Raw genomic sequence first — 21,743 nt, 5'->3', positions numbered from 1 at the left:
TCGTTGGGGGGCAGCCCGTGCGGCGGTGAGGAGCGCGGACGAAAGGGGGACGGTGAGACTGGTGTGGCAGAAGGGGCGCCAAAGGGATCCGAAGCGACGTACGTTTGCACGCCTGTTCAAGGCTCCTCACGTCTGTTCGGTAGAGGTGTAGCACCCCCGGGCAGGCACGACAAGACATCGGATCGGTCGCCTTGCGAAACGGTTTCGATTCGAGGGCGTCGGCCATGGGCGCGCGGAAGCTCGTACGCGCCGCGGCGGGCGGACCCGGCCGGGAGCGCGTCCAGCACGAAGAACCGCAGGTGGAGGGTGGTTGGGGCGTACGGATCCACGGGCGTACGGGAGCGCCGTCGGTCGGCCTACGTGAGCGCAGGCCGGGTTGTCGCGGGCGGGAAGGCCGCTCGGGGCGCCAAGTCGCCGCGACGGAAAGGGGCCTTTGTCAGGCGGACTGGGCCAGCAGGGCCTCGGCCAGGGGCTCGTCGCAGACCAGGGCGTCCAGGTAGCGGCCGCGCAGTGCGCCGAGTACGCCTCGGGCCTTTTCCGCTCCCGCGGCCAGCCCGACGACCGTGCGGATCCGTCGGAGGTCGTCGAGCGACACGGCCAGTACCCGGTCCTCGACGGCGCCGCGTACCGGGTTGCCGTCCTCGTCGAAGTAGCGGGCGCAGACATCGCCCACCGGCTTCGCCTTCTCGAATGCCGCACGGTCACGGCGACTCAGCCGCAGTGAGTCGATGAGTGCCTCCGACGAGCCCACGCCCGCCGCTCCCACGCCCACGAACGCCAGGGACGACTTGCGGCCCGCCTCCAGTACGGAGCTGATGGAGGGCTCGGCCATCAGCGTGTCCCGGGAGGCCTTCGCCTCCAGCAGAGCGGGTGCGTGCAGACGCCGGAAGGTCGCGCCGAGGCGGTCCGCGAGGTCGCGTACCAGTTCCTCGCCCATGATCTCCGAGGCCACCGAGGACAGCCCGCCGACCAGCGGGAGTACCTCGACGGGGATGGCGCGGTCGGAGTGAACGGCCCGCACCATCGCCTGCAGGGTCCGCCCCCAGGACAGCGAGATGCCGTCGCCGGGTCGCGCCATGTCCAGCAGCCAGTCCGCGGCGAGTTCGCCCACCTTGGGCAGCACTTCCTCGTCCGAGCGGACAGCGGCCACCCGGCACGCGGTGAGCTTGAAGGTGCGGAGCACCTCCTCCTCCAGGTCCACCTCGCGTCCGGCGGGATCGTTGATCCGGATCTCGACGATTCCCTGCTCCCGGGCGGCGGCCAGGATGCGTGAGACATTGGACCGGCTCACGCCGAGCGCGCTGGCGACTTCCTGCTGCGAGCAGTTGTCCTGGTAGTAGAGCCGTGCGGCCTTCACCAACAGGTCGCGCTCGCGGGACGCTGGCATTCCCCGACCCCTCTCGCACAACGGCTTCGTCACATCTGCCCAAATTCTTGCACAGCCGCCCAGTGAGCGACGCCGCACCTGCAGACGGCCTCCGGCAACTACCCAACCCTCCGGTGCGATGACGCTTCCGCGCCGAGCGTCTGGACAGAGGTGGCCGACCGTGCAAACATCCTCACGTAGGTGAAATTGATACGCACTTTTGTGCAGATCTCAGATCTGGAGGGCTCGTGGCCGAGAGCACGGCACCCACCGACGACGAGGATCTGGCCGCGCGCACCCTCAACACGCTGTGGAGAATCCGCCGCTTCGAGGAAGCCGTGGACGAACTCTTCGCCCGCGGGCTCATGCACGGCACGATGCATCTGTCCGTCGGCCAGGAGGCCACCGCGACGGGAGCATGTCTCGCCCTGCGACCGGACGACCTGATCTCCTCCACGCACCGAGGCCACGGCCACTGCATCGCCAAGGGCGCGGACCTGAACCGGATGATGGCCGAACTGCTGGCGAAGGAGACCGGCTACTGCGCGGGACGCGGCGGCTCCATGCACATCGCCGATGTGACCACGGGCAACCTCGGTGCCAACGGCATCGTGGCAGGCGGCATCCCCATCGCCGTCGGCGCCGCGCTCGCCCAGCGGCTGCGCGGCACCGACCGGGTCGCCGTCAGCTTCTTCGGTGACGGCGCGGCCAACGAAGGCGCCTGCCACGAGGCCATGAACATGGCCGCCATCTGGAGCCTGCCGGTCGTGTTCTTCTGCGAGAACAACCGCTACGGCATGTCCTTCTCCACCGAACGGGCCTTCGCGGTCAAGGAGATCAGCGAACGCGCCGCCGGCTACGGCATGCCCGGAGTGACCATCGACGGCAACGACGTCGACGCGGTGTACGCGGCGACCCGCGACGCCGTCGCACGTGCCCGCTCCGGTGAGGGCCCCACCTTCATCGAGGCGGTCACCTATCGCTGGAAGGGCCACAGCAAGAGCGACCAGAACCTCTACCGCACCAGGGACGAGATCGAGGAGTGGCGCGCCCGCGACCCGATCAGCCGCTTCGAGCGGGCGGCGACCGCGTCCGGGGCACTCACCGAGCGGGACGTGGAGGAGATACGCGGCCACGCACGGGACGCGGTCCGCGCCGCCGTCGAGACCGGGCTGGCCGCTCCCGATGCCCGGCCCGGCTCCCTCCTCGACGCCGTGTACGCCACTCCGGCGGGGAGAGCGTCATGACCCTCGCACCGACAACGGGCGCCGCACCGCCCGCCACCCGCGATCTCACCTACGCCGAAGCAGTACGCGAGGCACTGGCCCAGGCGATGGACGACGACCCGGACGTCTTTCTGCTCGGCGAGGACATCGGCGTGTACGGCGGGGCCTTCGGCGTGACCGGGGACCTCGTGCACCGCTACGGCACGGACCGGGTGCGGGACACGCCGATCTCCGAACTGGGCATCGTCGGCGCGGCGGTCGGTGCCGCGCTGGTGGGCATGCGCCCGGTCGTCGAGATCCAGTTCTCGGACTTCACGTGCCAGGCGATGGACCAGATCGTCAACCAGGCAGCGAAGATCCACTTCATGCTGGGAGGCGCCGCGCAGGTACCGATGGTGCTGCGTGCCCCGGGCGGATCCGGCACCGGTGCCGCCGCCCAGCATTCGCAGAGCCTGGAGGCGTGGTTCGCCCATGTCCCGGGACTGAAGGTCGTGATGCCCGCAACTCCCGCGGACGCCAAAGGACTTCTGCTCGCAGCCGTTGACGACCCCAACCCGGTCGTCGTACTCGAACACAAACTGCTCTACAAGCGGTCCGGGCCCGTTCCGGAAGGGCCGTACCGCGTCCCGCTGAGCCAGGCCGCGGTACACCGCGAGGGCAAGGACCTGACCATCGTCGCCACCGGTGTCATGGTGTCCCGGGCCCTGGCGGCGGCGGACCGACTCGCGGCCCAGGGTGTGACGGCCACAGTGGTCGATCCGCGGACGCTCAAGCCCCTGGACAGCGACACCGTCCTGGCGGCGGTGAAGGCCACCGGCCGTGTGCTCCTGGTCCAAGAAGCCCCGAGCACCTGCGGGTTCATGGCCGAGGTGGCGGCGCTCATCGCCGGCTCCGACGCTCTGTACACCCTGCTCGCGCCGATCGCGCGACTCGGCGGCCTCGACGTACCGATTCCGTACGCACCGCAGCTGGAACGTGCGGCGGTCCCTCAGACCGAGGACATCACCGCCGCCTCCCTCGAACTGATGAAGTACTGAGGGAGGGAACGCCGATGCACGACATACCTCTCGTCATGCCGAAGATGTCCATGACGATGACCGAGGGTGAACTCGTGGCCTGGCAGGTGGAGGAAGGCGACACGGTGGCGGCCGGACAGGTCGTCTGTGTCGTCGCCACCGACAAGGTCGACATGGAGGTCGAGGCACCCGGCGGCGGCATCATCTCCCGGCTGGTCGCCGGGCCCGGCACCGTCGTCCCCGTCGGTGAGCCACTGGCACACATCACCGGGGAGTCCGAGGACCTGCTCGCGGGACTGCTCCCGCTGAACGGACTGCCCCCCGAAAACGGACTGCCCCCCGAAAACGGACTCCCCCCGGAGAACGGACTGCCCCCGGAGAACGGACCGTCCGCGCACCGCCCCGTATCCGGGGACCCGCCGCGCGAGCCGGAGGCCCCGTCCCACCCCGCGCGGGTCCTGGCCCTCCCCGGCGCGCGCCGCCGCGCCGCCGAGCGTGGCCTGAGGCTTGACTCGATCACCGGGTCCGGCCCCGGCGGCGTGGTCACCCTGCGCGACGTCAAGGTGGCCGAGAGCCGGAGCCAGATCCGGAGCCAGAGCCGGAGCCAGACCCGGAGCCAGAACCGGAGTCAGACCCGGAGTCCTGAGGACTCCTCCCGGGACGAGGGCGAGGTGGCACGCAGGAGGCGGGCCGCCCGGGCCAAACTCACCGAGCGGTTGCTGGACGGCGCCGCGATACCGCAGTTCACCGTCTGGCGAGACCTGGACCTCGACCGGCTCGCGCGGCTGAGAGAAGGGTGGGGGCTGTCCTGGACGACGCTCCTCCTGCGCGCACTGGCCACCGCGGTACGGGACAACCCGGTCTTCGCCCAGCACACGTACGACACCACCGCCCGCCCCCACGTGGTGCTCTCCCTTGCCGTGGACAGCGTCCACGGCCTGCTGACCCCGTCGTTCACCGACCCGGACCGAAGCACCGCGGACGAACTCGACGCGGAGGTCCAGCAGACCGTGGACCGCGCCCGGCGAGGCCGGATCGACCCGCCCCACCTCGTCCCCGGCTCGGTCGTCCTGTCCAATCTCGGCCCCCTCGGCGCCGAACGGTTCACGGCTCTGGTCACCCCGCCTCAGGTGGCGGTCCTCACCGTGGGCGCGATCGCGGCGCGAGCCGTCGTGTCCGGCGGCGGCATCCACATCCGGACGGGGTGCACCGCGGGTCTCACCGTCGACCACCGGGTGGCCGACGGGGCGGCCGGAGCCAGGCTGCTCGGATCGCTGGCCTCCGCCGGGGCCGATCCGGAACGGCTGTTGCGGCCGTTGCCGGACAGCGAACGGGCCTCGCCGAAAAGGAGCAACGAATGATCGACACGGAAACCGAGACGTCCTATCTGGTCTGCTCGTGCGGCGGGGAGCAGCTCCATCGCCTGACGTATGTCCACGGCTGTCTGCTGACCATCACATGCGAACAGTGCGGCAAGACCACCGCGATGCCCAGGGAGCTGGTGCTGGGGCAGTACGCCCGGGACTTCCGGTGCCGCCTGTGGCGGCTGCCGGCCAAGGTGCGTTCGGGGGTGTCCGACCAGCCGGTGCACTTCCTGCTCACCCTGCCCCTGAAAATGGTCGGCAAGGTCGACCAGACACTGAGGGAGGTCAAGCTGATCTCCCGCTCGTGACCCCTATGCCGCTCCGTACGCCGCCCATGGGCCGAGCTGGAACCCGTCCCCCTGTCGGCGGACCTCCACGGCACCCGCCCCGGCGAAGTGCGCCGGTATGACCAACTCGCTTTCGTCGGCGGCCCGTTGGAGGACCCGGCGGCGACTGGCCACCGCTTGTTCCGCGTCCAGGCAGAAGCAGCTGTTGCAGGCGGGGTGGAGGATCTGCACCGGGCTGTGCAGGAGATCACCGACGAAGACCGCACGGTCGCTCCCCGAGGCGAGCCTCAGCACGGACGAACCGGGTGTGTGGCCGGGCGTGCTCTCCAGGGAGAGATGCTCGTCGATCCGGTGGACGCCGTCCCACAACACGGCCTGTCCGGCCCGGTGGACGGGCGCCACGCTGTCCTCGTAGATCAGCCGGTCGTCCTCCCGCAGGCCGTTCCCGTACGCGTTGTCCGGGCCGAAGTGGAAGTCGTCGGCGGCCGGCACGAGGTACTGGGCGTTGGGGAAGGTCGGCACCCACTCTCCCTCGGCGTCGACGGTGTTCCAGCCGACGTGATCGCCGTGGATGTGGGTGTTGACGACGACGTCGACGTCCTGCGGATGCACGCCCGCTCGCGCCAGGTGGCCGAGGAAGTCGCCCTGCCAGTGGTGGAAATCCGGCGAGCCGGGCCGCTCGCGCCCGTTGCCCACCCCGGTGTCGACCAGGACGGTCCGTCCGCCACTGCGCAGCACCCAGGTCTGGAGCGCCACCCCCGCGCTGTCGGTGTCCGGCTCCCAGTGATCCGGCACCAGCCAGTCCTCGTTGTCCTTCCACACCTCGGCCCCGGCCTCCGGGACGAAGTCACGGGCCGGCGCGAACGGCCCCTGGAACTCGACGACCCGGATGACCTCGATGTCTCCGAGCACGATCCGCTGCGCGCTGTCGCCGTTCTGTACGTCCTCTCCGTTCTGTTCGTTCCCGCTGCTCTGTACGCCCTCGCTCTTCATGCCCTCGACCCTAGGAAGACGCGGATGAGCCCCCAATGCCTGCCCGGCTCATCTGCATACGCGTTCCTCTCACGCCTGACGTCCTGGCTACGCTGACCCGGTGGATGTGGTGAGCGACGCGATCTCGACCGTGCGCATCGGGCGCCCCTCCTCCAACCGGGTCCGGATGCGCGGGAGTGGGTGCGCGCGGTTCGCTCCGTACGACGGGGCGGGATTCCATGTCGTACTGGAGGGCGGCTGCTGGCTGCTGTCCGACGGCGGCACACCGGTCACCCTCGGCGCGGGGGACGCGGTGCTGCTGCCGCATGGGACTGGACATGTGATCGCCGATTCCCCCGCCGACGCGGTGGCGGTGGAGCGGGCGATGCCGTTCGAGCGCTGGCTCGACGGGACGGGGCAGAGCCGATTCCCTGTCGGCTCCGGCTCCGGCGAGGTGGAGATGCTGTGCGGCAAGTACCGGCTCGACCGCAGCCGGGTACATCCGCTCCTGGCCGAGCTCCCGGAGGTCGTCCACCTGCCGAACCGCGCGGGCAGCCACCCCGAACTCCGCGCCGCCATCGATCTGTTGGGCCGCGAGCTGAGTGAGCGACAGGCCGGCTCCGGCATCGCGCTCACCGGTCTGCTCGACCTGCTCCTCGTCTACATGATCCGTTCCTGGATGGAGGAGCGCACGACCGGAGCCTGGCCGGCCGCACTGGGCGACCCGGTGGCGGCCGCCGCCCTGCGAGCGCTGCACGCGGACCCGGCCGCCCCGTGGACCAACGACCGGCTGGCCGCCGAGGCGGGAGTCTCCCGTCCCACCCTGGCCCGCCGGTTCACGGCCCTGGTCGGGCGCTCGCCGATGGCATACCTGACCTGGTGGCGCCTGACCTACGCAGCCACCCTGCTCCGCGACACCACGGACCCCTTGCCCACTGTCGCGCGCCGCGTCGGCTATGGCACCCCGTATGCCTTCTCGCACGCGTTCAGCCGGGAGTTCGGGACCCCGCCGGGGCGGTACCGGGCGGAGACTGCCTCTCACGTCGGGTGACGGTCGTCCGACCGGTCCCGCCAGTAGCGGAACGTGCCCTCCGGATCCGGCAGCAGGTCCCACGGATGGTGCGTCATATGGCGGCCGATGCGGTGGAAGACGGCGGCGGCCTCGGCCGGGCGGCGGATTCGTGTCAGGGCGAAGGCGAGCACGTTGAGGTCGGCGACCGCTTCCGCGTGCGGTGCCGCGGGGGTGTGGAACCAGCCGGTCAGGGCCGCGTCGACCTCCACGGCCGCCCGCGGCTCGTGCCAGTGGCCGCCCGCTCCGACCGCGGCGAGGGGGTCTTGCCGCAGTCGGTGGGCGACGAGTTCCACGCGGGCCGCGACGGGCAACAGGACCAGGGGCGACCCGTACGGTGCGCGGGCGGCGCCCTGTTCGGCGAAGTCCATCATGTCGGGGACCGTTCCGTGTCCGCGCGGGGACAGATAGCGCAGCAGCCGGTGATAGGCGGTCCGGTTCCACGGGGCGCGGTCGACGGCCTCGGTCCACACCGGCACGGCGTACCGGGCGGGAGCCGCGAACGCGTCCAGCAGCGACAGCAGCGCCAGCCAGGGAGTGGGGTCCTCGGGGCACGCCCGCGCGGCCCGCAGACATGCCTGTTCGGCTCGGTGAGCGGCCGCCCGCCCTTCGGCCGGGGCGCGTTCCGACAGGGCGAACGCCTGCAGGACCAGGGCGTCCGCGTCGTCGGGCCGGTCGGCGATCCACCGCTGAGGGACCGCCGGGGGCAGGCTCCCCGCCAGTACGGAGATCCGGTGGACCCGACGGTCCCAGTCGCGCCCGGTGGCGCGCAGCAGTGCGGCGACCGGCTCCCAGAGGGGTCGGGTGCGGCCCGCTCCGAGGCCGTGGAGCTGCTGGGCGGGGCGCAGTTCGGTCAGGGTGACGTGCAGGGCGCGGTCGTCGAGTTCGGGCCGGATCAGCAGGGAGGGTCGGCGTCTCAGCATCTCGGTCTCGGCAGGAGGGCGGGCGAAGGGTCGCCTTGATCGGGTCACACCAGAAAGCCCGGCGAGTGAGCCGAAGGGGCGCGTCGGTGTCGAGACGCCGAACGCGCGGAGGTCCCGACGAAGGAGGGATCGAGCACGATCGGCGTCTCGACACCGACACAAGCGCCCCGGAGGCGAACCGAGCCCCAAAAAAAAGGGGGTGCGTGCCGTTCCTCAGCAGCAGCGGCTCTGTGGGTGGTTCTCCCGGTGGTGCGTCCGCAGGACCTCGTACTCCCGACGGCTGGGCACGGGAGCGTGCGGGTGGTGGCGCCGGTGCCGGTCGCAGTAGCGGTCGTACTCCGCCTCGCCGGTCAGCTCGCGCAGATACCAGCGCACCGTCCGCGCCCACTGCCGGGCGGTGCTGAGCAGGCTCCCGTGCCGGGCGTTCACGAACGGGCTCCCACCAGCGGTTCGGCGGCCTGCTCCGGGAGGTCGATGCGGGACTCGACGAACGGTGCCTCGGTCGTCGGCAGCGGGACGGGGGACCGCACGGCTCGTACGCACACCACCGCCGCGTTCACGATCACCACGGCGACCAGCAGCAGGAACAGGGCGATCAGCACGCCGTCGACCGTGGAGTTGGTGACGACCGTGTGCATGTCGTCGAGGGTCTTGGCGGGCGGCAGGACCTGGCCGGCGTCGATACCGTCGGCGTACCGCTCCCGCTGGGCGAAGAAGCCGACGCGCGGGTCGTCGGAGAAGAGCTTCTGCCAGCCGGCGGTGAAGGTGATCGCGACCACCCAGGTCAGCGGGATCCCGGTGACCCAGGCCCAGCGCAGCCGGCCGGACTTGATGAGGACGGTGGTGCAGACGGTGAGGGCGACGGCGGCGAGGAGCTGGTTGGCGATGCCGAAGAGCGGGAAGAGCTGGTTGATTCCGCCGAGCGGGTCGGTGGCGCCGGTGTAGAGGAAGTAGCCCCAGGCGGCCACGACGAGTCCGCTGCACAGCCAGATGCCCGGCTTCCAGTTGACCCGGCCGATCGGCTTCCAGACGTTGCCGAGCATGTCCTGGAGCATGAAGCGTCCCACCCGGGTGCCCGCGTCGACCGTGGTCAGGATGAACAGCGCCTCGAACATGATCGCGAAGTGGTACCAGAAGGCCTTCATCGCCGTGCCGCCGAAGACCCCGGAGAAGATCTCCGACATGCCGACGGCCAGGGTCGGCGCCCCGCCGGTGCGGGCGACGAGTGTCTGCTCCTCCACGGCCTTGGCCGCCTGCGTCAGCTGGTCGGGGCTGATGGTGAAGCCGAGGCCCGCCACCGCGTGCGAGGCGGACTCGGCCGTGGTCCCGAGCAGTCCGGCGGGCGCGTTCATCGCGTAGTACAGGCCCGGTTCGAGGGTGGCCGCGGCGATCAGGGCCATGATCGCGACGAACGATTCCATCAGCATGGCGCCGTAGCCGATCATCCGGACCTGGGACTCCTTCTGGATCAGCTTCGGAGTGGTCCCGGAGGCGACCAGCGCGTGGAAGCCGGAGAGCGCGCCGCAGGCGATGGTGATGAAGAGGAAGGGGAAGAGGGATCCGGCGAAGACGGGTCCCGCTCCCGAGGAGGCGAAGTCGCTGACCGCGTCCGCGCGCATGACGGGGGCGGCCACGACGACGCCGACCGCGAGCAGCGCGATGGTGCCGATCTTCATGAAGGTGGAGAGGTAGTCGCGCGGCGCGAGCAGCATCCACACCGGCAGGACGGAGGCGACGAAGCCGTACCCGACCAGGCAGAAGACCAGGGTCGTGGGGCTGAGGGTGAAGGTGTCGGCCAGCGAGGACTCCTGGACCCAGCTGCCGCCGACGATCGCCAGCAGCAGCAGTGCCACACCGATCAGGCTGGTCTCCACGACCCGGCCCGGCCGGATCCGGTGCAGCCAGAAGCCCATGAACAGGGCGATGGGGATGGTCATGGCGACCGAGAAGGTGCCCCACGGGGAGTGGGCGAGGGCGTTGACGACGACCAGGGCCAGCACACCGAGCAGAATGATCATGATGGCGAAGACCGCGATCAGGGCAGCGGCGCCGCCCGCCCGGCCGATCTCGTCGCGGGCCATCTGCCCGAGCGAGGTGCCGTCCCGCCGCATCGACAGGAACAGCACCACCATGTCCTGCACCGCCCCGGCGAAGATCACCCCGGCCACGATCCACAACGTGCCGGGCAGATAACCCATCTGCGCCGCCAGCACGGGCCCCACCAGCGGTCCGGCTCCGGCGATCGCGGCGAAGTGGTGTCCGAGCAGCACCCGGCGGTCGGTGGGCTGGAAGTCGACGCCGTCCTCGAGCCGTTCGGCCGGGGTGGCCCGGCGGTCGTCCGGCTTCAGCACCCGGCGGGCGACGAAGCGGGCGTAGAAGCGGTACGCGATGGCGTACGAGCCGAGGGCGGCCATCACCAGCCAGACGGCGGAGATCTCCTCGCCCCGGGCGAGCGCGAGAACACCCCAGGCGAGAGCTCCCACCAGGGCGACGGCGGTCCACAGCAGGATCGACCGCGGAGTCATACGGGACGAGGCGGAGGGCGGGCCCTCCGGTGTCGGGGGAGCGGATTCGGGCAGGGCTGACGTAGACATGGCGGCTCCTCACCGTGGCGGTGGTGTTGGTGGTGTCGAGCGGTACGCGCGTCCGCGTGCGGGGTCGGTTGAGTTCGGGTGAGTTCAGGTGGGCGGGCGCGCGGATCAGGGATCGTGGCGGTCGTGCCTGCTGAGCGCATACGCGGCGAGCAGGCAGAGGCCGCACCCCGGCACCCAGGCGAGCTGGTACCAGTAGAAGAACGGCGTCCCCGCGAGCCGCGGGGACGCACCGGCGTACCAGGGGACCCACAGCAGTCCGGCGGCGGGCGCGAGGAGGAGTACGGCGATCGCGACGCGCCGTAGCCGGTGATGACCCATGGGTGCCATGCCCAGCTCTCCTCTCCCGCTTGCTGTCGGTCTGTGCAAGAGTTGCCCGCCGGCCGGAACCGGTTGACAACGAATTTCCAGAAGATTTCCCGCCGGTTTTCCGTCGTCCTTGTCATCCGGACGGCCCAGCCGCGCAACTCTCCGGCGAGGGCTCAGGCACACCAAGGACGGTGACCCATGGCCGATGGCGCCATGACCGCGACGTTCCTCGCCGTGACAGGCGGAGCGTCGCTGCTCGCCGTCACGGCACGCCGTCTGCGTCCCACCGACCGCCTGCCGTCCCTGGAGGGCTGGGCGCTGGCCGACCGGAGCCTGGGCCCCGTCTGGACCTGGATGCTGCTCGGCGGCACGATCTTCACCGCGTACACCTTCACGGCCGTACCGGGACTGGCGTACGCGAACGGGGCGCCCGCCTTCTTCGCGGTGCCGTACACGGTGATCGTCTGCCCGCTCGCCTTCGTCCTGCTGACGCGCCTGTGGGCGGTGGCCCGACGCCACGGCTATGTCACCGTCGCCGACTTCGTGCGCGGACGGTACGGTTCGCCGCCGCTCGCCCTGGTGGTGGCGCTGACCGGGATCCTCGCGACGATGCCCTATCTGGCACTGCAGCTGCTGGGCATCCGCGCGGTCCTCACCGCCGGCGGCGTCTACACACGCGGCGCGGGCGGCGATCTGGTGATGGTCGCGCTCTTCACGGGGCTCGCGGTGGCGACGTACCGGCACGGGCTGCGCGCCCCGACCGTCATCTCCGCGTTCAAGGCCGTGGCCGTCTTCGTCTCGCTCACCGCCGTGTGCTGGCTGGTTCTCGCACGGCTCGGCGGCCCCGGCGCGGTCTTCGACGGCGCGGCGCGACGGCTCGGCGGGACCGGCGTGGCGGACTCCGCCCTGCTCCTGGCTCCCGAGCAGCGGCCCGCGTACGCCACTCTGGCGCTGGGCTCGGCGCTGGCCCTGCTGATGTATCCGCATGTGCTCACCGCCGGGTTCGCCGCCGACGGTCCGCGCACCCTGCGCAAGGTCTCCGTGGCCCTGCCCGCCTGGACCGGGCTGCTCGCCCTCTTCGGCTTCCTCGGCATCGCGGCACTCGCGACGGGGGTACGGGCCCCCGAGGGCGGCGCCGAGACGGCCGTACCGATGCTGGTCGACCGGCTGATGCCGGGGCCGCTGGCCGGGCTGGTGTTCGGGGCGATCACCGTGGGGGCGCTGGTTCCGGCGGCCGTGATGTCGATCGCGGCCGCGACCTGCTTCGTACGCAATGTGTACGTCGAGTACGTCCACCCCACGGCCACGCCCAAACGTCAGGTGCGCATCGCCAAGGCGGTCTCGCTCACCGCGAAGGTGGGGGCGGTCGCGTTCGTGTTCGGGCTGCGCGACCAGGACGCCATCAACCTCCAACTGCTGGGCGGCGTATGGATCCTGCAGACCTTCCCCGCCGTGGCCCTCGGACTGTTCACCGGCCGGCTGCACCCCCGGGCGCTGCTTGCCGGGTGGGCCGTGGGCATGGCGGCCGGCACCTTCCTGGTGGTCCGCGAGGGGTTCTCGTCCATCGTGCCCTTCGGGAGCGGCGACCAGCCGCTGGAGATCTACGCCGGACTCGTGGCCCTGCTGCTCAACCTGACCGTCGCGGTGGCCGGCACCGTGGCCCTCGAACGCTTCGGCGTCCCGCGCGGCGCCGACCTCACCGACCTACCGTCCCGCCTGACCGCCAGGCGGCGCCCCGAGACGGGAGCGAGCAACCCGTGAGACGCAGACACCACACCCCAGTGACGGTGGCGCAGGCTGCTCCGGCCGCTGTCACCGAGCCCCTCATCCCGCAGCAGGTCACCGGCGACACGGCGATGCCGCCGTCCGCCGACGGCGAGGTGCTCTCCCCCTCGGTGAGCGATCCGGCCGACCTCGAACGGGAGGCCGCCCTGGCCCGCCTCTTCGAGATGCACTACGCCTCGATGCTGCGCCTGGCCGTCCTGCTCGGCGCGGACGATCCGGAGAACGTGGTGGCCGAGGCGTACTACCAGATCTACCGGAAGTGGCGGCGCCTGCGGGACGAGGCGGCGGCCGAGGCGTATCTGCGCTCCACGGTGTGCAACCTGACCCGGATGCGCATCCGCCACCTCCAGGTCGCGCGCAAGCACGTCGAGAACCCGCCGAGCGAGGTCGTCGCCTCCGCCGAGAGCACGGCGCTGCTCCACGACGACCAGCGCGTACTGATCGACGCCCTGCAGCAACTGCCCGCCCGGCAGCGCGAGGCGCTGGTCCTGCGGCACTGGCTGGGGCTGAAGGAGAGCGAGATAGCCGCCGCGATGGGGATCTCCTGCGGATCGGTCAAGACACACACCGCACGCGGCATCGCCGCCCTGACCCAGGCGATGGAGGCCCGGCGATGAACGACACCTCTCCGGACCGGACGGAACAGGACCGAACGGAACAGGCGCTGCGTGAAGCGCTGGGGACGCTGGCGGGCGGGGTGCGTGCCGCGCCGGACGCCTACCGCACGGCCCGGGGCGACTGGTTGCGCCGCGAGCGCCGCCGCCGCCTCGTCCTCGCCGTCCTGATCGCCGTCGTCTTCACCCTCGCCACGCTGATCGGCCTCTGGGTCCTCAACCAGACCCCGTCCGACCCCAGCGTCATCTTCTCGAACACGGTCGCCTCCGGCGGAGGACCGGGCTCCTGGGTGCCGTGACCGGCAACTGGCCCTTCCCTGGGGGCTGCGCCCCCAGACCCCCGCTATCGGCCTGAACGGCCTCGTCCTCAAACGCCGGACGGGCTGAAAATCAGCCCCTCCGGCGTTTGAGGAGCGGGGTCTGGGGCGGAGCCCCAGGGATGGGACGGGTAGGGGCGGCGGGGGCGAAAACCCTGGACAGCCCCCCGGCGTGCCGGACCGGCCCGACTGATGGAGCATGCTGTGTTGAGGCCAAGGGCGGTCCGGTGACGCCGAATCGCCACCCCTCATCGGAAAGGAAGCCTCCATGGGTGAGCAGGGCAGCGAGCAGGGCGAGCGTTTCGACGTGGTCGTACTCGGAGCGGGCCCCGGCGGCTACGTCGCCGCCGTCCGCGCCGCCCAGCTGGGCATGCGCGTGGCGGTCGTAGAGGAGAAGTACTGGGGCGGCGTCTGCCTGAATGTCGGCTGCATCCCCAGCAAGGCCCTGCTGCGCAACGCCGAGCTGGCGCACCTCGTCACCCGTGAGGCCAAGACCTTCGGCATCAAGGTCGAGGGGCAGGTCTCCTTCGACTACGGAGAGGCGTTCCGGCGCAGCCGGCGGGTGGCGGACGGCCGCGTCAAGGGCGTCCACTACCTGATGAAGAAGAACAAGATCACGGAGTTCAGCGGGCGCGGCACGTTCCGCGACCCGCACACGCTCGACGTGACCCTGCCCGACGGCTCCACGCAGACGATCGGCTTCGACCACTGCGTCATCGCCACCGGCGCCACCCCGAAGCTGCTGCCCGGCACCCGCCGCACCTCGCGCGTGGTGACGTACGAGGAGCAGATCCTCGCCGAGGACCTGCCGCGCTCCATCGTGATCGCGGGCGCCGGCGCCATCGGCATCGAGTTCGCGTATGTACTGCACAACTACGGAGTGAAGGTCACCGTGGTGGAGTTCCTGGACCGCGTGGCCCCGCTGGAGGACGCGGAGGTCTCCGCCGAACTGGCCAAGCAGTACCGCAAGTTGGGCATCGACGTGCTCACCTCCACCCGGGTCGACTCGATCGACGAGTCCGGCCCGCAGGTCCGCGTGACGGTCACCGGCAAGGACGGCGCCCAGCAGGTCCTGGAGGCCGACAAGGTTCTGCAGGCGATCGGCTTCGCGCCGAACGTCACCGGCTACGGCCTGGAGAACACCGGCGTGACCGTCACCGAGCGCGGCGCCATCGACGTCGACGGCCGCTGCCGCACGTCCGTCCCGCACATCTACGCCATCGGCGACGTCACCGCGAAGCTGATGCTGGCGCATGCCGCCGAGGCGATGGGCGTCATCGCGGCCGAGACGATCGCGGACGCCGAGACCATGGAACTCGACTATGTGATGATCCCGCGCGCCACCTACTGCCAGCCGCAGATCGCCAGCTTCGGCTGGACCGAGGAGCAGGCCCGTGAGCAGGGCTTCGATGTGAAGGTGGCCAAGTTCCCGTTCACCGCGAACGGCAAGGCGCACGGCCTGGGCGATCCGACCGGCTTCGTGAAGCTGATCAGCGACGCCAAGTACGGCGAGCTCATCGGCGGCCACCTCATCGGCCCCGAGGTCACGGAACTCCTGCCCGAGCTGACCCTGGCCCAGCAATGGGACCTGACCGTCCACGAGGTGGCCCGCAACGTCCACGCCCACCCGACCCTCGGCGAGGCGGTCAAGGAGGCGGTGCACGGACTCGCCGGGCACATGATCAACATGTGAGCTACACCGGGTGCCGCCCTTGCTGAGGAGGCCGGCCCGGCCCCAGCGAGCGCTCCCGTACGCGGTCGAGGTGTGCCGTGAAGACCTCGCGGGCGTCGGGCGTGAGCGTACGCAGGGCGACCGCCGCGGTGATGATCACGTCGCACAGTTCCGACTGGACGTCGTCCCAGGTGTGGCTCGTGCCCTTGCGGGGGTTCTGGCCGGTGGCGCCGATGACCGCCTCGGCCACCTCGCCGACCTCCTCCGAGAGCTTCAGCATCCGCAGGAGCAGCGTCTCTTGAGGGGGACGGGCCGGTTGCGCCCGTACGAGCCACTCCTGGAGGTGGCCGACCGCCTCCCACAGGCCGTCGTCCGTGGTGGAGGCCGCCGCCGCGTCGTGATCGCTCATGGCCGCCAGCCTGCCATGCGCCCAGGCCCCGGGAGGGCGCTCCAACCGCCGTACGGCTTCTCCTAATCGCCGTACGTCGGCGTCCCCTGCTCGTCGAACAACTCTCCCTGCTCACCTTCCTGCTGCCGCTGAAGCCGCTTGTTGCGCATCCCCACCACCGCCAGTGTCGCGGCCGCCGTGGTGGCGAACGCCGCCGGCACCATCCAGCCGCGGTTGGCCGTGTGACCGAGGGCGTGGTCCAGGGAGAGGCGGCCGGGGCCCGCGACGGCGAGGCCCGCCGCCGTCAGGCCCAGGCTGGCCGCGTGCTCGTAGCCGCCGCTCTGGGCGAAGAACCCGTTGGGCACGTGTACCGCGGAGGCGCCCGCCATCGCGCCGGTCGCGGCCGCTCCGGCAGCCGGTGTCGCCAGGCCCAGGGCGAGGAGCGTGCCGCCGCCCGTCTCCGCCAGGCCCGACGCGACCGCGCTCGCCCTGCCGGGCCTGTACCCGACAGACTCCATGAACTCGCCGGTGCCCGAGATCCCGCCCCCGCCGAACCAGCCGAAGAGCTTCTGCGTCCCGTGCGCCGCCAGCACCCCGCCCACGCCGAGTCGGAGCAGCAGCAGTCCCAGATCACGTCGGTCGAAAGCCGTCACGGTTCTCGTCACTCCTCGAACGGTCCTGTACGTCGCACACATCGCACGCACTCGCACACATCTCGTACGTCCCCGTGTGCCCACGGTCGCACCGAACAGTCGCCCGAGCCTCTGCCCGCCGCCGTTCGAGTGGCGAGGGGAGCTCAACTGTTTCCGTGCCCGCTCTTGCCTTCGTGTGCGCTCCAGCTCATAGCCTCCACCGGCATGGAGAACTTCGAGCACAGGACACTGGGCCGCAGCCGCATCGAGATCAGCGCTCTGGGTTTCGGCTGCTGGGCCATCGGGGGTGAGTGGCAGTCCGACGACGGGCAGCCCCTGGGCTGGGGCAAGGTCGACGACGAGGAGTCCGTACGGGCGATCCAGCGCGCGCTCGACCTCGGTGTGACCTTCTTCGACACGGCGGACGTCTACGGCACGGGGCACAGCGAGCGCCTGCTCGGCCGAGCTCTCGGCAAGCGGCGTACGGACGTCGTCGTCGCCACGAAGTGGGGCAACGTCTTCGACGAGGCGACCCGCACGCGGGTGGGCCAGGACGACACGCCCGCGCATGCCCGCCGGGCGCTGACCGCATCGCTGAAACGCCTCGGCACCGACTACGTCGACCTCTACCAGCTGCACATCTCCGACGCCGACGTGGAGCGTGCCGCCCGACTGCGCGACTCCTGCGAGGAGTTCGTGCGCGAGGGACTCATCCGCGCGTACGCCTGGAGCACCGACGACCCGGAGCGGGCCGCCGTCTTCGCGCAGGGGCCGCACTGTACGGCCGTACAGCACCGCCTCAACGTGCTCCAGGGCGCACCCGAAATGCTCGCGCTCTGCGAGGAGTCGGGACTCGCGAGCATCAACCGCAGCCCGCTCGCGATGGGGCTGCTGACCGGCAGGCGCGCCGCCGGTCAGCCGCTGGAGGCCGGGGACATCCGCAACGCCCCGCCCGCCTGGCTGCCGGGGTTCTCACGGGGTGAGGGCGCCGACCCCGAGTGGCTGGGGCGCGTCGAGGACTTGCGCTCCGTCCTCACCAGCGAGGGCCGCACGCTCACCCAGGGTGCCCTCGCCTGGCTGTGGGCCCGCAGCCCGCGCACGATCCCCATCCCGGGCTTCCGCTCGGTCGCCCAGGCGGAGGAGAACGCCGGGGCGCTCATCCAAGGTCCGCTCACCGCTGGGCAGTTGAACGAGATCGAGGACATCCTGGGGCGCTGATCCGCCCGTCCCTCGTTGTGGGGCAGCCGTTCCGGGCCCGGGTCATCCCGCGGTCCCACGCGGGTTCCCTCCCACCCGTACGGCCCGGAACGGCTGCCGCCTTCCCCCCTCGAGTGTGGCCAAGGAAGCGCTGTGCTCCAAGTGTGAAGTTCTCGTGGAGAGAGGTCGAGCATATGCGCCCCACCGGCCGGAATGGAGCGGAAGCAGACGATCCGCTTGTGCAGGTTGACGGAGGTCAACCCCGGCCGATGAACGGCATCGTGGTCGCGAGCACCGTCGCGAACTGCACGTTCGCCTCCAGCGGGAGTTCCGCCATGTGCCGCACGGTACGGGCCACGTCGGCGACGTCCATCACGGGTTCCGGAACCACCTCGCCGTTCGCTTGCAGGGCTCCCGTCCCCATGCGCTCGGTCATATCGGTCGCCGCGTTGCCGATGTCGATCTGACCGCAGGCGATCCGGTAGGGGCGGCCGTCGAGGGACAGTGACTTGGTGAGGCCCGTCAGCGCGTGCTTGGTCGCCGTGTACGCGGCCGACCTCGGGCGGGGCGTATGGGCCGAGATCGAGCCGTTGTTGATGATCCGGCCGCCCTGCGGATCCTGCTCCTTCATCTGCCGGAACGCCGCCTGCGCGCACAGGAACGCGCCGTCGAGGTTCGTGCCGACCACATGGCGCCAGGCGTCGTAGGGCAGCTCCTCGAACGGGACGCCGCCCGGCCCGAACGTACCCGCGTTGTTGAAGAGCAGATCGAGTCGGCCGAAGCGCTCGCGCACGGCGGCGAAGAGTCCGGCCACGTCATCGGGGTCTGAGACGTCGGCGCGTACGCAGAGGGAGGCCCCCTCGTCCGCCAGGGCCGCCGTCTCCTCCAGCCGTTCCGCGCGCCGGCCCGCGAGCGCCACGGACCAGCCGCCGCGCAGGAGTTCCACGGCCACGGCGCGGCCGATGCCGGACCCCGCCCCGGTGACCACCGCGATCTTCGTTTCCTTGTCGTTCATGGCCTCGCAGCGTACGTGAGGGCCTGCCACGCGGAACTCATCCATCCGACATCTTGCTGTTGTGTACACGACGGGCTGCCGTCGACGCCTGGCACTCCAATGCCATATACAACAACCGCCAGGGGAGGGCCAGATGACACCCGCAGCTCATCCGACACCGTCGCCGCAGCACGCCCCTTCGCAAGCCGCGCCTTCGCGACTCATCCCGTCGCAGTACACCCCTTCGCGCCACGCCCCCGAACTCCGCGCCGCCGCCCGTCACCTCGGTCGCCGCCGCTTCTTCACGGTCACCGGCGCGGCCGCCGCCCTCGCCTTCGCCACCAACCTGCCGACCGCGGGCGTGGCCGCCGCCGCCGAACTCGACGCGGCGAAGATCACCGAAAACCCCTTCACCCTCGGCGTCGGTTCCGGCGACCCGCTGCCCGGCTCAGTGCTGCTGTGGACGCGCCTCGCGCCCGCCCCGTTCCAGGCCGACTCCGGCCTGCCCCAGCAACGCGTCACCGTCCAGTGGGAACTGGCCCACGACGCCAAGTTCCGCCGGATCGCCAGACGAGGCGCCACCGACGCGCACCCCGAGTTCCACCACACCGTGCACGTCGAGGTGGGCGACCTCGCCCCCGACCGCGTCTACTACTACCGCTTCCGCACGGGCAGTTGGATCAGCGAGACCGGCCGCACCCGCACCGCGCCCGCGACCGCCGCCGGCGTCGCCGACCTGACGCTGGCCGCGGTCTCCTGCCAGGCCTACCACGACGGGTATTTCACCGCGTACGGCCATCTCGCCGAGGACGACGTCGACGTGGTCTTCCACCTCGGCGACTACCTCTACGAGTACGCGGTCAACTCCGTCGGCGGCGCCCGCAACTACACCGACCGCACGCTGCCCGACCTGTTCAACCGCGAGACCGTGACCCTGGAGGAGTACCGCCTGCGGTACGCCCTCTACAAGTCCGACCCCGATCTGCGGGCCGCGCACGCCGCGCACCCCTTCGTCGTCACCTGGGACGACCACGAGACCGAGAACAACTACGCGGACGACATTCCCGAGAACGACGTGCCGCCGGAGGAGTTCCTGCTGCGCCGCGCCGCCGCGTACCGCGCGTACTGGGAGAACCAGCCGCTGCGCCGCCCCCAGCGGCCCCAGGGTCCCGACATGCAGCTCTACCGGCGGCTGCGCTGGGGCCGGCTCGCGCAGTTCGACATCCTCGACACCCGGCAGTACCGCACCGATCAGGCGAACGGCGACGGCTGGAAGACGCCCACGCCCGAGTCCGAGGCCGAGTCGCAGACGCTGCCCGGACTCACCCAGGAGCGCTGGCTGACCGACGGCTGGCAGCAGTCGACCGCGCTGTGGAACGTCATCCCGCAGCAGGTCGTCTTCGCCCGCCGCAACAACGCCACCGCCGGCAACACCACCCTCAGCATGGACTCCTGGGACGGCTACCCCGCCTCCCGTGAGCGTCTCCTCGCGGGCGCCGAGGCCGCCGGTGTGGAGAACCTGATGGTGCTCACCGGCGATGTCCACGTGTCGTACGGCTTCGACATCAAGCGCGACTTCGCCGACCAGAACTCCCGCACGATGGGCACCGAGATCGTCACCACGTCGATCAGCAGCGGCAAGGACGGTGCCGCGCGACCGGCCAACTGGGCGGGCTATCTGGCAGCCAACCCGCACATGAAGCACTACAACGGGCAGCGCGGCTATGTGACGGTCGCCCTGGGGCAGAGCGCGGCGAACGTGGACTTCAAGACGGTGGGCGCGGTGACGACGCCCGGGGCGTCGATCACCACGGCCGCGTCCTTCGTGACCGAGGTGGGGGAGCAGGGGCTCAAGCCGGCGTGAGGTCCGCCCGGCCGGCCTCGTCTGTCGGGTGTTCGTCTGCCGGGTGCTCGTCCGTCGCGTATTCGTCCGCGGGATAGCGGACGCCGATGCGGTCCCGTACCGCGTCGAGCGTCCGCATCACGGCGAGGGTGCCGTCCAGCGGGACGAGCGGCGACTCGGTCTCGCCTGCGCGCAGACAGCGCATGACCTCACTGGCCTCGTGCTTGAGGCTGGAGCGCGGGCCGTGCGCCGGGTCGGCCGCGAACTCCTCCGCGTCGCGGCCGTCGCGGTGCAGCACGAAGCGGTCGGGGTAGAAGAAGCCGGACGGAACGTCGATGCGGCCCCCGGACCCGGTGACCGAGGCGGAGACGGAGGTGCCGCCGACGAGTGAGCAGTGCAACGAAGCAAGAGCGCCGCTCTCCCAGGAGAGCAGCATTCCCGTCTGGAGATCGACGCTCTCCTCGGAGAGCACCGCACGCGCCATGATCTCCGAGGGCTCCCCGAGCAGCAGCTGCGCGAACGACACCGGATAGACGCCGAGGTCGAGCAGCGCGCCGCCGCCCTGCGCCCGGTCGCGCAGCCGGTGCGTGGGAGGGAAGGGCCCGGACAGCCCGAAGTCGGCCTGCACCGAACGGACTTCACCGATCGCCCCGTCGTCGATCAGATCCTTCAACCGCCGGATCAGCGGGTTGCAGTACATCCACATGGCCTCCATCAGGAAGCTGTCGCGCTCCTTCGCGAGGGCGACCAGTTCCCTCGCCTCGCGCGTGTTGAGCGTGAACGCCTTCTCGCACAGCACGTTGCGCCCCGCCTCCAGGCACAGGCCGGCCGCGGCCCGGTGCGCCGAGTGCGGTGTCGCGACGTACACGACATCGACGTCCTCGTCCCGCGCGAGGGCGTCCCACTCGCCGTACGCCCTGGGTATCCCGAAGCGGTCCGCGAAGCTCTTCGCCGACTCCTCGGTCCGCGAGGCCACCGCGACGACCTCGGCGTCCGGAAGATCCACCAGATCCGCCGTGAACGCCGCCGCGATACCGCCGGTCGCCAGCACACCCCAGCGCACGCTTCCACCGTCTCGGCGCCGCTCGACAGGGGGCACCCCCATCTCCGCCATCCCGACCCTCGCTCCCTGTCCAGGCGGTCCATCCGCCCGACCACCGTGTCCGAGCTGAGAGCAT

At 71.0% G+C, this 21,743-nt stretch carries 21 protein-coding genes; 11 read left to right on the top strand and 10 right to left on the bottom strand.

Annotated elements, in window-relative coordinates:
- Window positions 1–436: 436 nt before the first annotated feature.
- Window positions 437–1,387 carry a sugar-binding transcriptional regulator gene (locus FGD71_RS27050; protein WP_119103140.1) on the bottom strand — a complete coding sequence of 317 codons (951 nt, stop codon included), beginning with the start codon at window positions 1,385–1,387 and terminating at the stop codon, window positions 437–439.
- Window positions 1,388–1,614: 227 nt separating this feature from the next.
- Here FGD71_RS27050 and FGD71_RS27045 point away from each other — a divergent pair, with 227 nt between their 5' ends.
- The 4 genes from FGD71_RS27045 to FGD71_RS27030 are packed head-to-tail and all read left to right on the top strand — an operon-like array spanning window position 1,615 to window position 5,280.
- Window positions 1,615–2,613, top strand: coding sequence for a thiamine pyrophosphate-dependent dehydrogenase E1 component subunit alpha (locus tag FGD71_RS27045; protein WP_181359282.1), 999 nt, complete (start codon window positions 1,615–1,617; stop codon window positions 2,611–2,613).
- Complete coding sequence (locus FGD71_RS27040) at window positions 2,610–3,629, top strand: alpha-ketoacid dehydrogenase subunit beta (protein WP_119103138.1); 1,020 nt, start codon at window positions 2,610–2,612, stop codon at window positions 3,627–3,629. Before FGD71_RS27045 ends, FGD71_RS27040 begins: the two co-directional genes overlap by 4 nt.
- A gap of 14 nt (window positions 3,630–3,643) precedes the next feature.
- The gene (locus FGD71_RS48015; protein WP_119103137.1) at window positions 3,644–4,969 is read left to right on the top strand and encodes a dihydrolipoamide acetyltransferase family protein; all 1,326 of its coding nucleotides are present in this window, start codon (window positions 3,644–3,646) and stop codon (window positions 4,967–4,969) included.
- Window positions 4,966–5,280 (top strand): hypothetical protein, encoded by a 315-nt coding sequence (locus FGD71_RS27030; RefSeq protein WP_119103136.1) that lies wholly within the window; start codon window positions 4,966–4,968, stop codon window positions 5,278–5,280. The genes FGD71_RS48015 and FGD71_RS27030 overlap by 4 nt, the downstream gene beginning before the upstream one ends.
- Before the next feature lie 3 nt (window positions 5,281–5,283).
- On the opposite strand, the gene FGD71_RS27025 is transcribed toward FGD71_RS27030, so the two are convergent.
- The gene (locus FGD71_RS27025) at window positions 5,284–6,252 is read right to left on the bottom strand and encodes an MBL fold metallo-hydrolase (protein ID WP_119103135.1); all 969 of its coding nucleotides are present in this window, start codon (window positions 6,250–6,252) and stop codon (window positions 5,284–5,286) included.
- A 100-nt stretch (window positions 6,253–6,352) separates the two neighbouring features.
- Between FGD71_RS27025 and FGD71_RS27020 the strand changes: the two genes are divergently transcribed.
- Entirely contained in the window at window positions 6,353–7,282 is a 930-nt protein-coding gene (locus FGD71_RS27020; RefSeq protein WP_119103134.1) for an AraC family transcriptional regulator, read from the top strand.
- Here FGD71_RS27020 and FGD71_RS27015 read toward each other — a convergent pair.
- The 4 genes from FGD71_RS27015 to FGD71_RS27000 all read right to left on the bottom strand — a co-directional run bounded on the left by FGD71_RS27015 (window position 7,270) and on the right by FGD71_RS27000 (window position 11,144).
- Window positions 7,270–8,223, bottom strand: a complete 954-nt coding sequence (locus FGD71_RS27015; RefSeq protein WP_119103133.1) for a hypothetical protein — start codon at window positions 8,221–8,223, stop codon at window positions 7,270–7,272. The two genes, FGD71_RS27020 and FGD71_RS27015, sit on opposite strands and share 13 nt — an antisense overlap.
- 213 nt (window positions 8,224–8,436) lie before the next feature.
- A complete protein-coding gene (locus FGD71_RS27010; protein ID WP_240436787.1) occupies window positions 8,437–8,652 on the bottom strand; it encodes a YbdD/YjiX family protein in 216 nt (71 codons plus the stop codon).
- Window positions 8,649–10,817: a carbon starvation CstA family protein gene (locus FGD71_RS27005; protein WP_119103132.1), complete on the bottom strand. Its 2,169-nt coding sequence runs from the start codon at window positions 10,815–10,817 to the stop codon at window positions 8,649–8,651. Before FGD71_RS27005 ends, FGD71_RS27010 begins: the two co-directional genes overlap by 4 nt.
- A 105-nt stretch (window positions 10,818–10,922) precedes the next feature.
- Window positions 10,923–11,144: a DUF3311 domain-containing protein gene (locus FGD71_RS27000; protein WP_119103131.1), complete on the bottom strand. Its 222-nt coding sequence runs from the start codon at window positions 11,142–11,144 to the stop codon at window positions 10,923–10,925.
- Window positions 11,145–11,321: 177 nt separating this feature from the next.
- Here FGD71_RS27000 and FGD71_RS26995 point away from each other — a divergent pair, with 177 nt between their 5' ends.
- The 4 genes from FGD71_RS26995 to lpdA all read left to right on the top strand — a co-directional run bounded on the left by FGD71_RS26995 (window position 11,322) and on the right by lpdA (window position 15,532).
- Window positions 11,322–12,884: a sodium:solute symporter family protein gene (locus FGD71_RS26995; protein ID WP_119103130.1), complete on the top strand. Its 1,563-nt coding sequence runs from the start codon at window positions 11,322–11,324 to the stop codon at window positions 12,882–12,884.
- Window positions 12,881–13,525, top strand: a complete 645-nt coding sequence (locus tag FGD71_RS26990) for a SigE family RNA polymerase sigma factor (RefSeq protein WP_119103129.1) — start codon at window positions 12,881–12,883, stop codon at window positions 13,523–13,525. The genes FGD71_RS26995 and FGD71_RS26990 overlap by 4 nt, the downstream gene beginning before the upstream one ends.
- Window positions 13,522–13,821: a hypothetical protein gene (locus FGD71_RS26985; protein ID WP_119103128.1), complete on the top strand. Its 300-nt coding sequence runs from the start codon at window positions 13,522–13,524 to the stop codon at window positions 13,819–13,821. Before FGD71_RS26990 ends, FGD71_RS26985 begins: the two co-directional genes overlap by 4 nt.
- 286 nt (window positions 13,822–14,107) lie before the next feature.
- A complete protein-coding gene (gene lpdA / locus FGD71_RS26980; protein WP_119103127.1) occupies window positions 14,108–15,532 on the top strand; it encodes a dihydrolipoyl dehydrogenase in 1,425 nt (474 codons plus the stop codon).
- 1 nt (window position 15,533) lies between these two features.
- Here lpdA and FGD71_RS26975 read toward each other — a convergent pair whose 3' ends face one another.
- Together FGD71_RS26975 and FGD71_RS26970 are read right to left on the bottom strand one after the other, a co-directional pair.
- Window positions 15,534–15,920 carry a MazG-like family protein gene (locus FGD71_RS26975; protein WP_119103126.1) on the bottom strand — a complete coding sequence of 129 codons (387 nt, stop codon included), beginning with the start codon at window positions 15,918–15,920 and terminating at the stop codon, window positions 15,534–15,536.
- A 62-nt stretch (window positions 15,921–15,982) separates the two neighbouring features.
- On the bottom strand, window positions 15,983–16,552 hold the full coding sequence (locus FGD71_RS26970; protein WP_119103125.1) for a DoxX family protein: 570 nt from the start codon (window positions 16,550–16,552) through the stop codon (window positions 15,983–15,985).
- A 204-nt stretch (window positions 16,553–16,756) separates the two neighbouring features.
- Here FGD71_RS26970 and FGD71_RS26965 point away from each other — a divergent pair, with 204 nt between their 5' ends.
- The gene (locus FGD71_RS26965; RefSeq protein ID WP_119103124.1) at window positions 16,757–17,749 is read left to right on the top strand and encodes an aldo/keto reductase; all 993 of its coding nucleotides are present in this window, start codon (window positions 16,757–16,759) and stop codon (window positions 17,747–17,749) included.
- Between the two features lie 235 nt (window positions 17,750–17,984).
- Here the strand turns inward: FGD71_RS26965 and FGD71_RS26960 are convergent, their stop codons facing one another.
- Window positions 17,985–18,743, bottom strand: coding sequence for an SDR family oxidoreductase (locus tag FGD71_RS26960; RefSeq protein WP_119103175.1), 759 nt, complete (start codon window positions 18,741–18,743; stop codon window positions 17,985–17,987).
- Window positions 18,744–18,876: 133 nt separating this feature from the next.
- On the opposite strand from FGD71_RS26960, the gene FGD71_RS26955 reads away from it, so the two are divergent.
- Window positions 18,877–20,586 (top strand): alkaline phosphatase D family protein, encoded by a 1,710-nt coding sequence (locus FGD71_RS26955; RefSeq protein ID WP_119103123.1) that lies wholly within the window; start codon window positions 18,877–18,879, stop codon window positions 20,584–20,586.
- On the opposite strand, the gene FGD71_RS26950 is transcribed toward FGD71_RS26955, so the two are convergent.
- On the bottom strand, window positions 20,573–21,679 hold the full coding sequence (locus FGD71_RS26950) for a Gfo/Idh/MocA family protein (protein WP_240436786.1): 1,107 nt from the start codon (window positions 21,677–21,679) through the stop codon (window positions 20,573–20,575). The two genes, FGD71_RS26955 and FGD71_RS26950, sit on opposite strands and share 14 nt — an antisense overlap.
- Window positions 21,680–21,743 lie beyond the last annotated feature (64 nt).

Source organism: Streptomyces sporangiiformans, from assembly GCF_005768555.2.
GTDB lineage: Bacteria > Actinomycetota > Actinomycetes > Streptomycetales > Streptomycetaceae > Streptomyces > Streptomyces sporangiiformans.
Note: the sequence above shows the minus strand (reverse complement) of the source record. Positions and strands in the feature narration are given on the sequence as shown.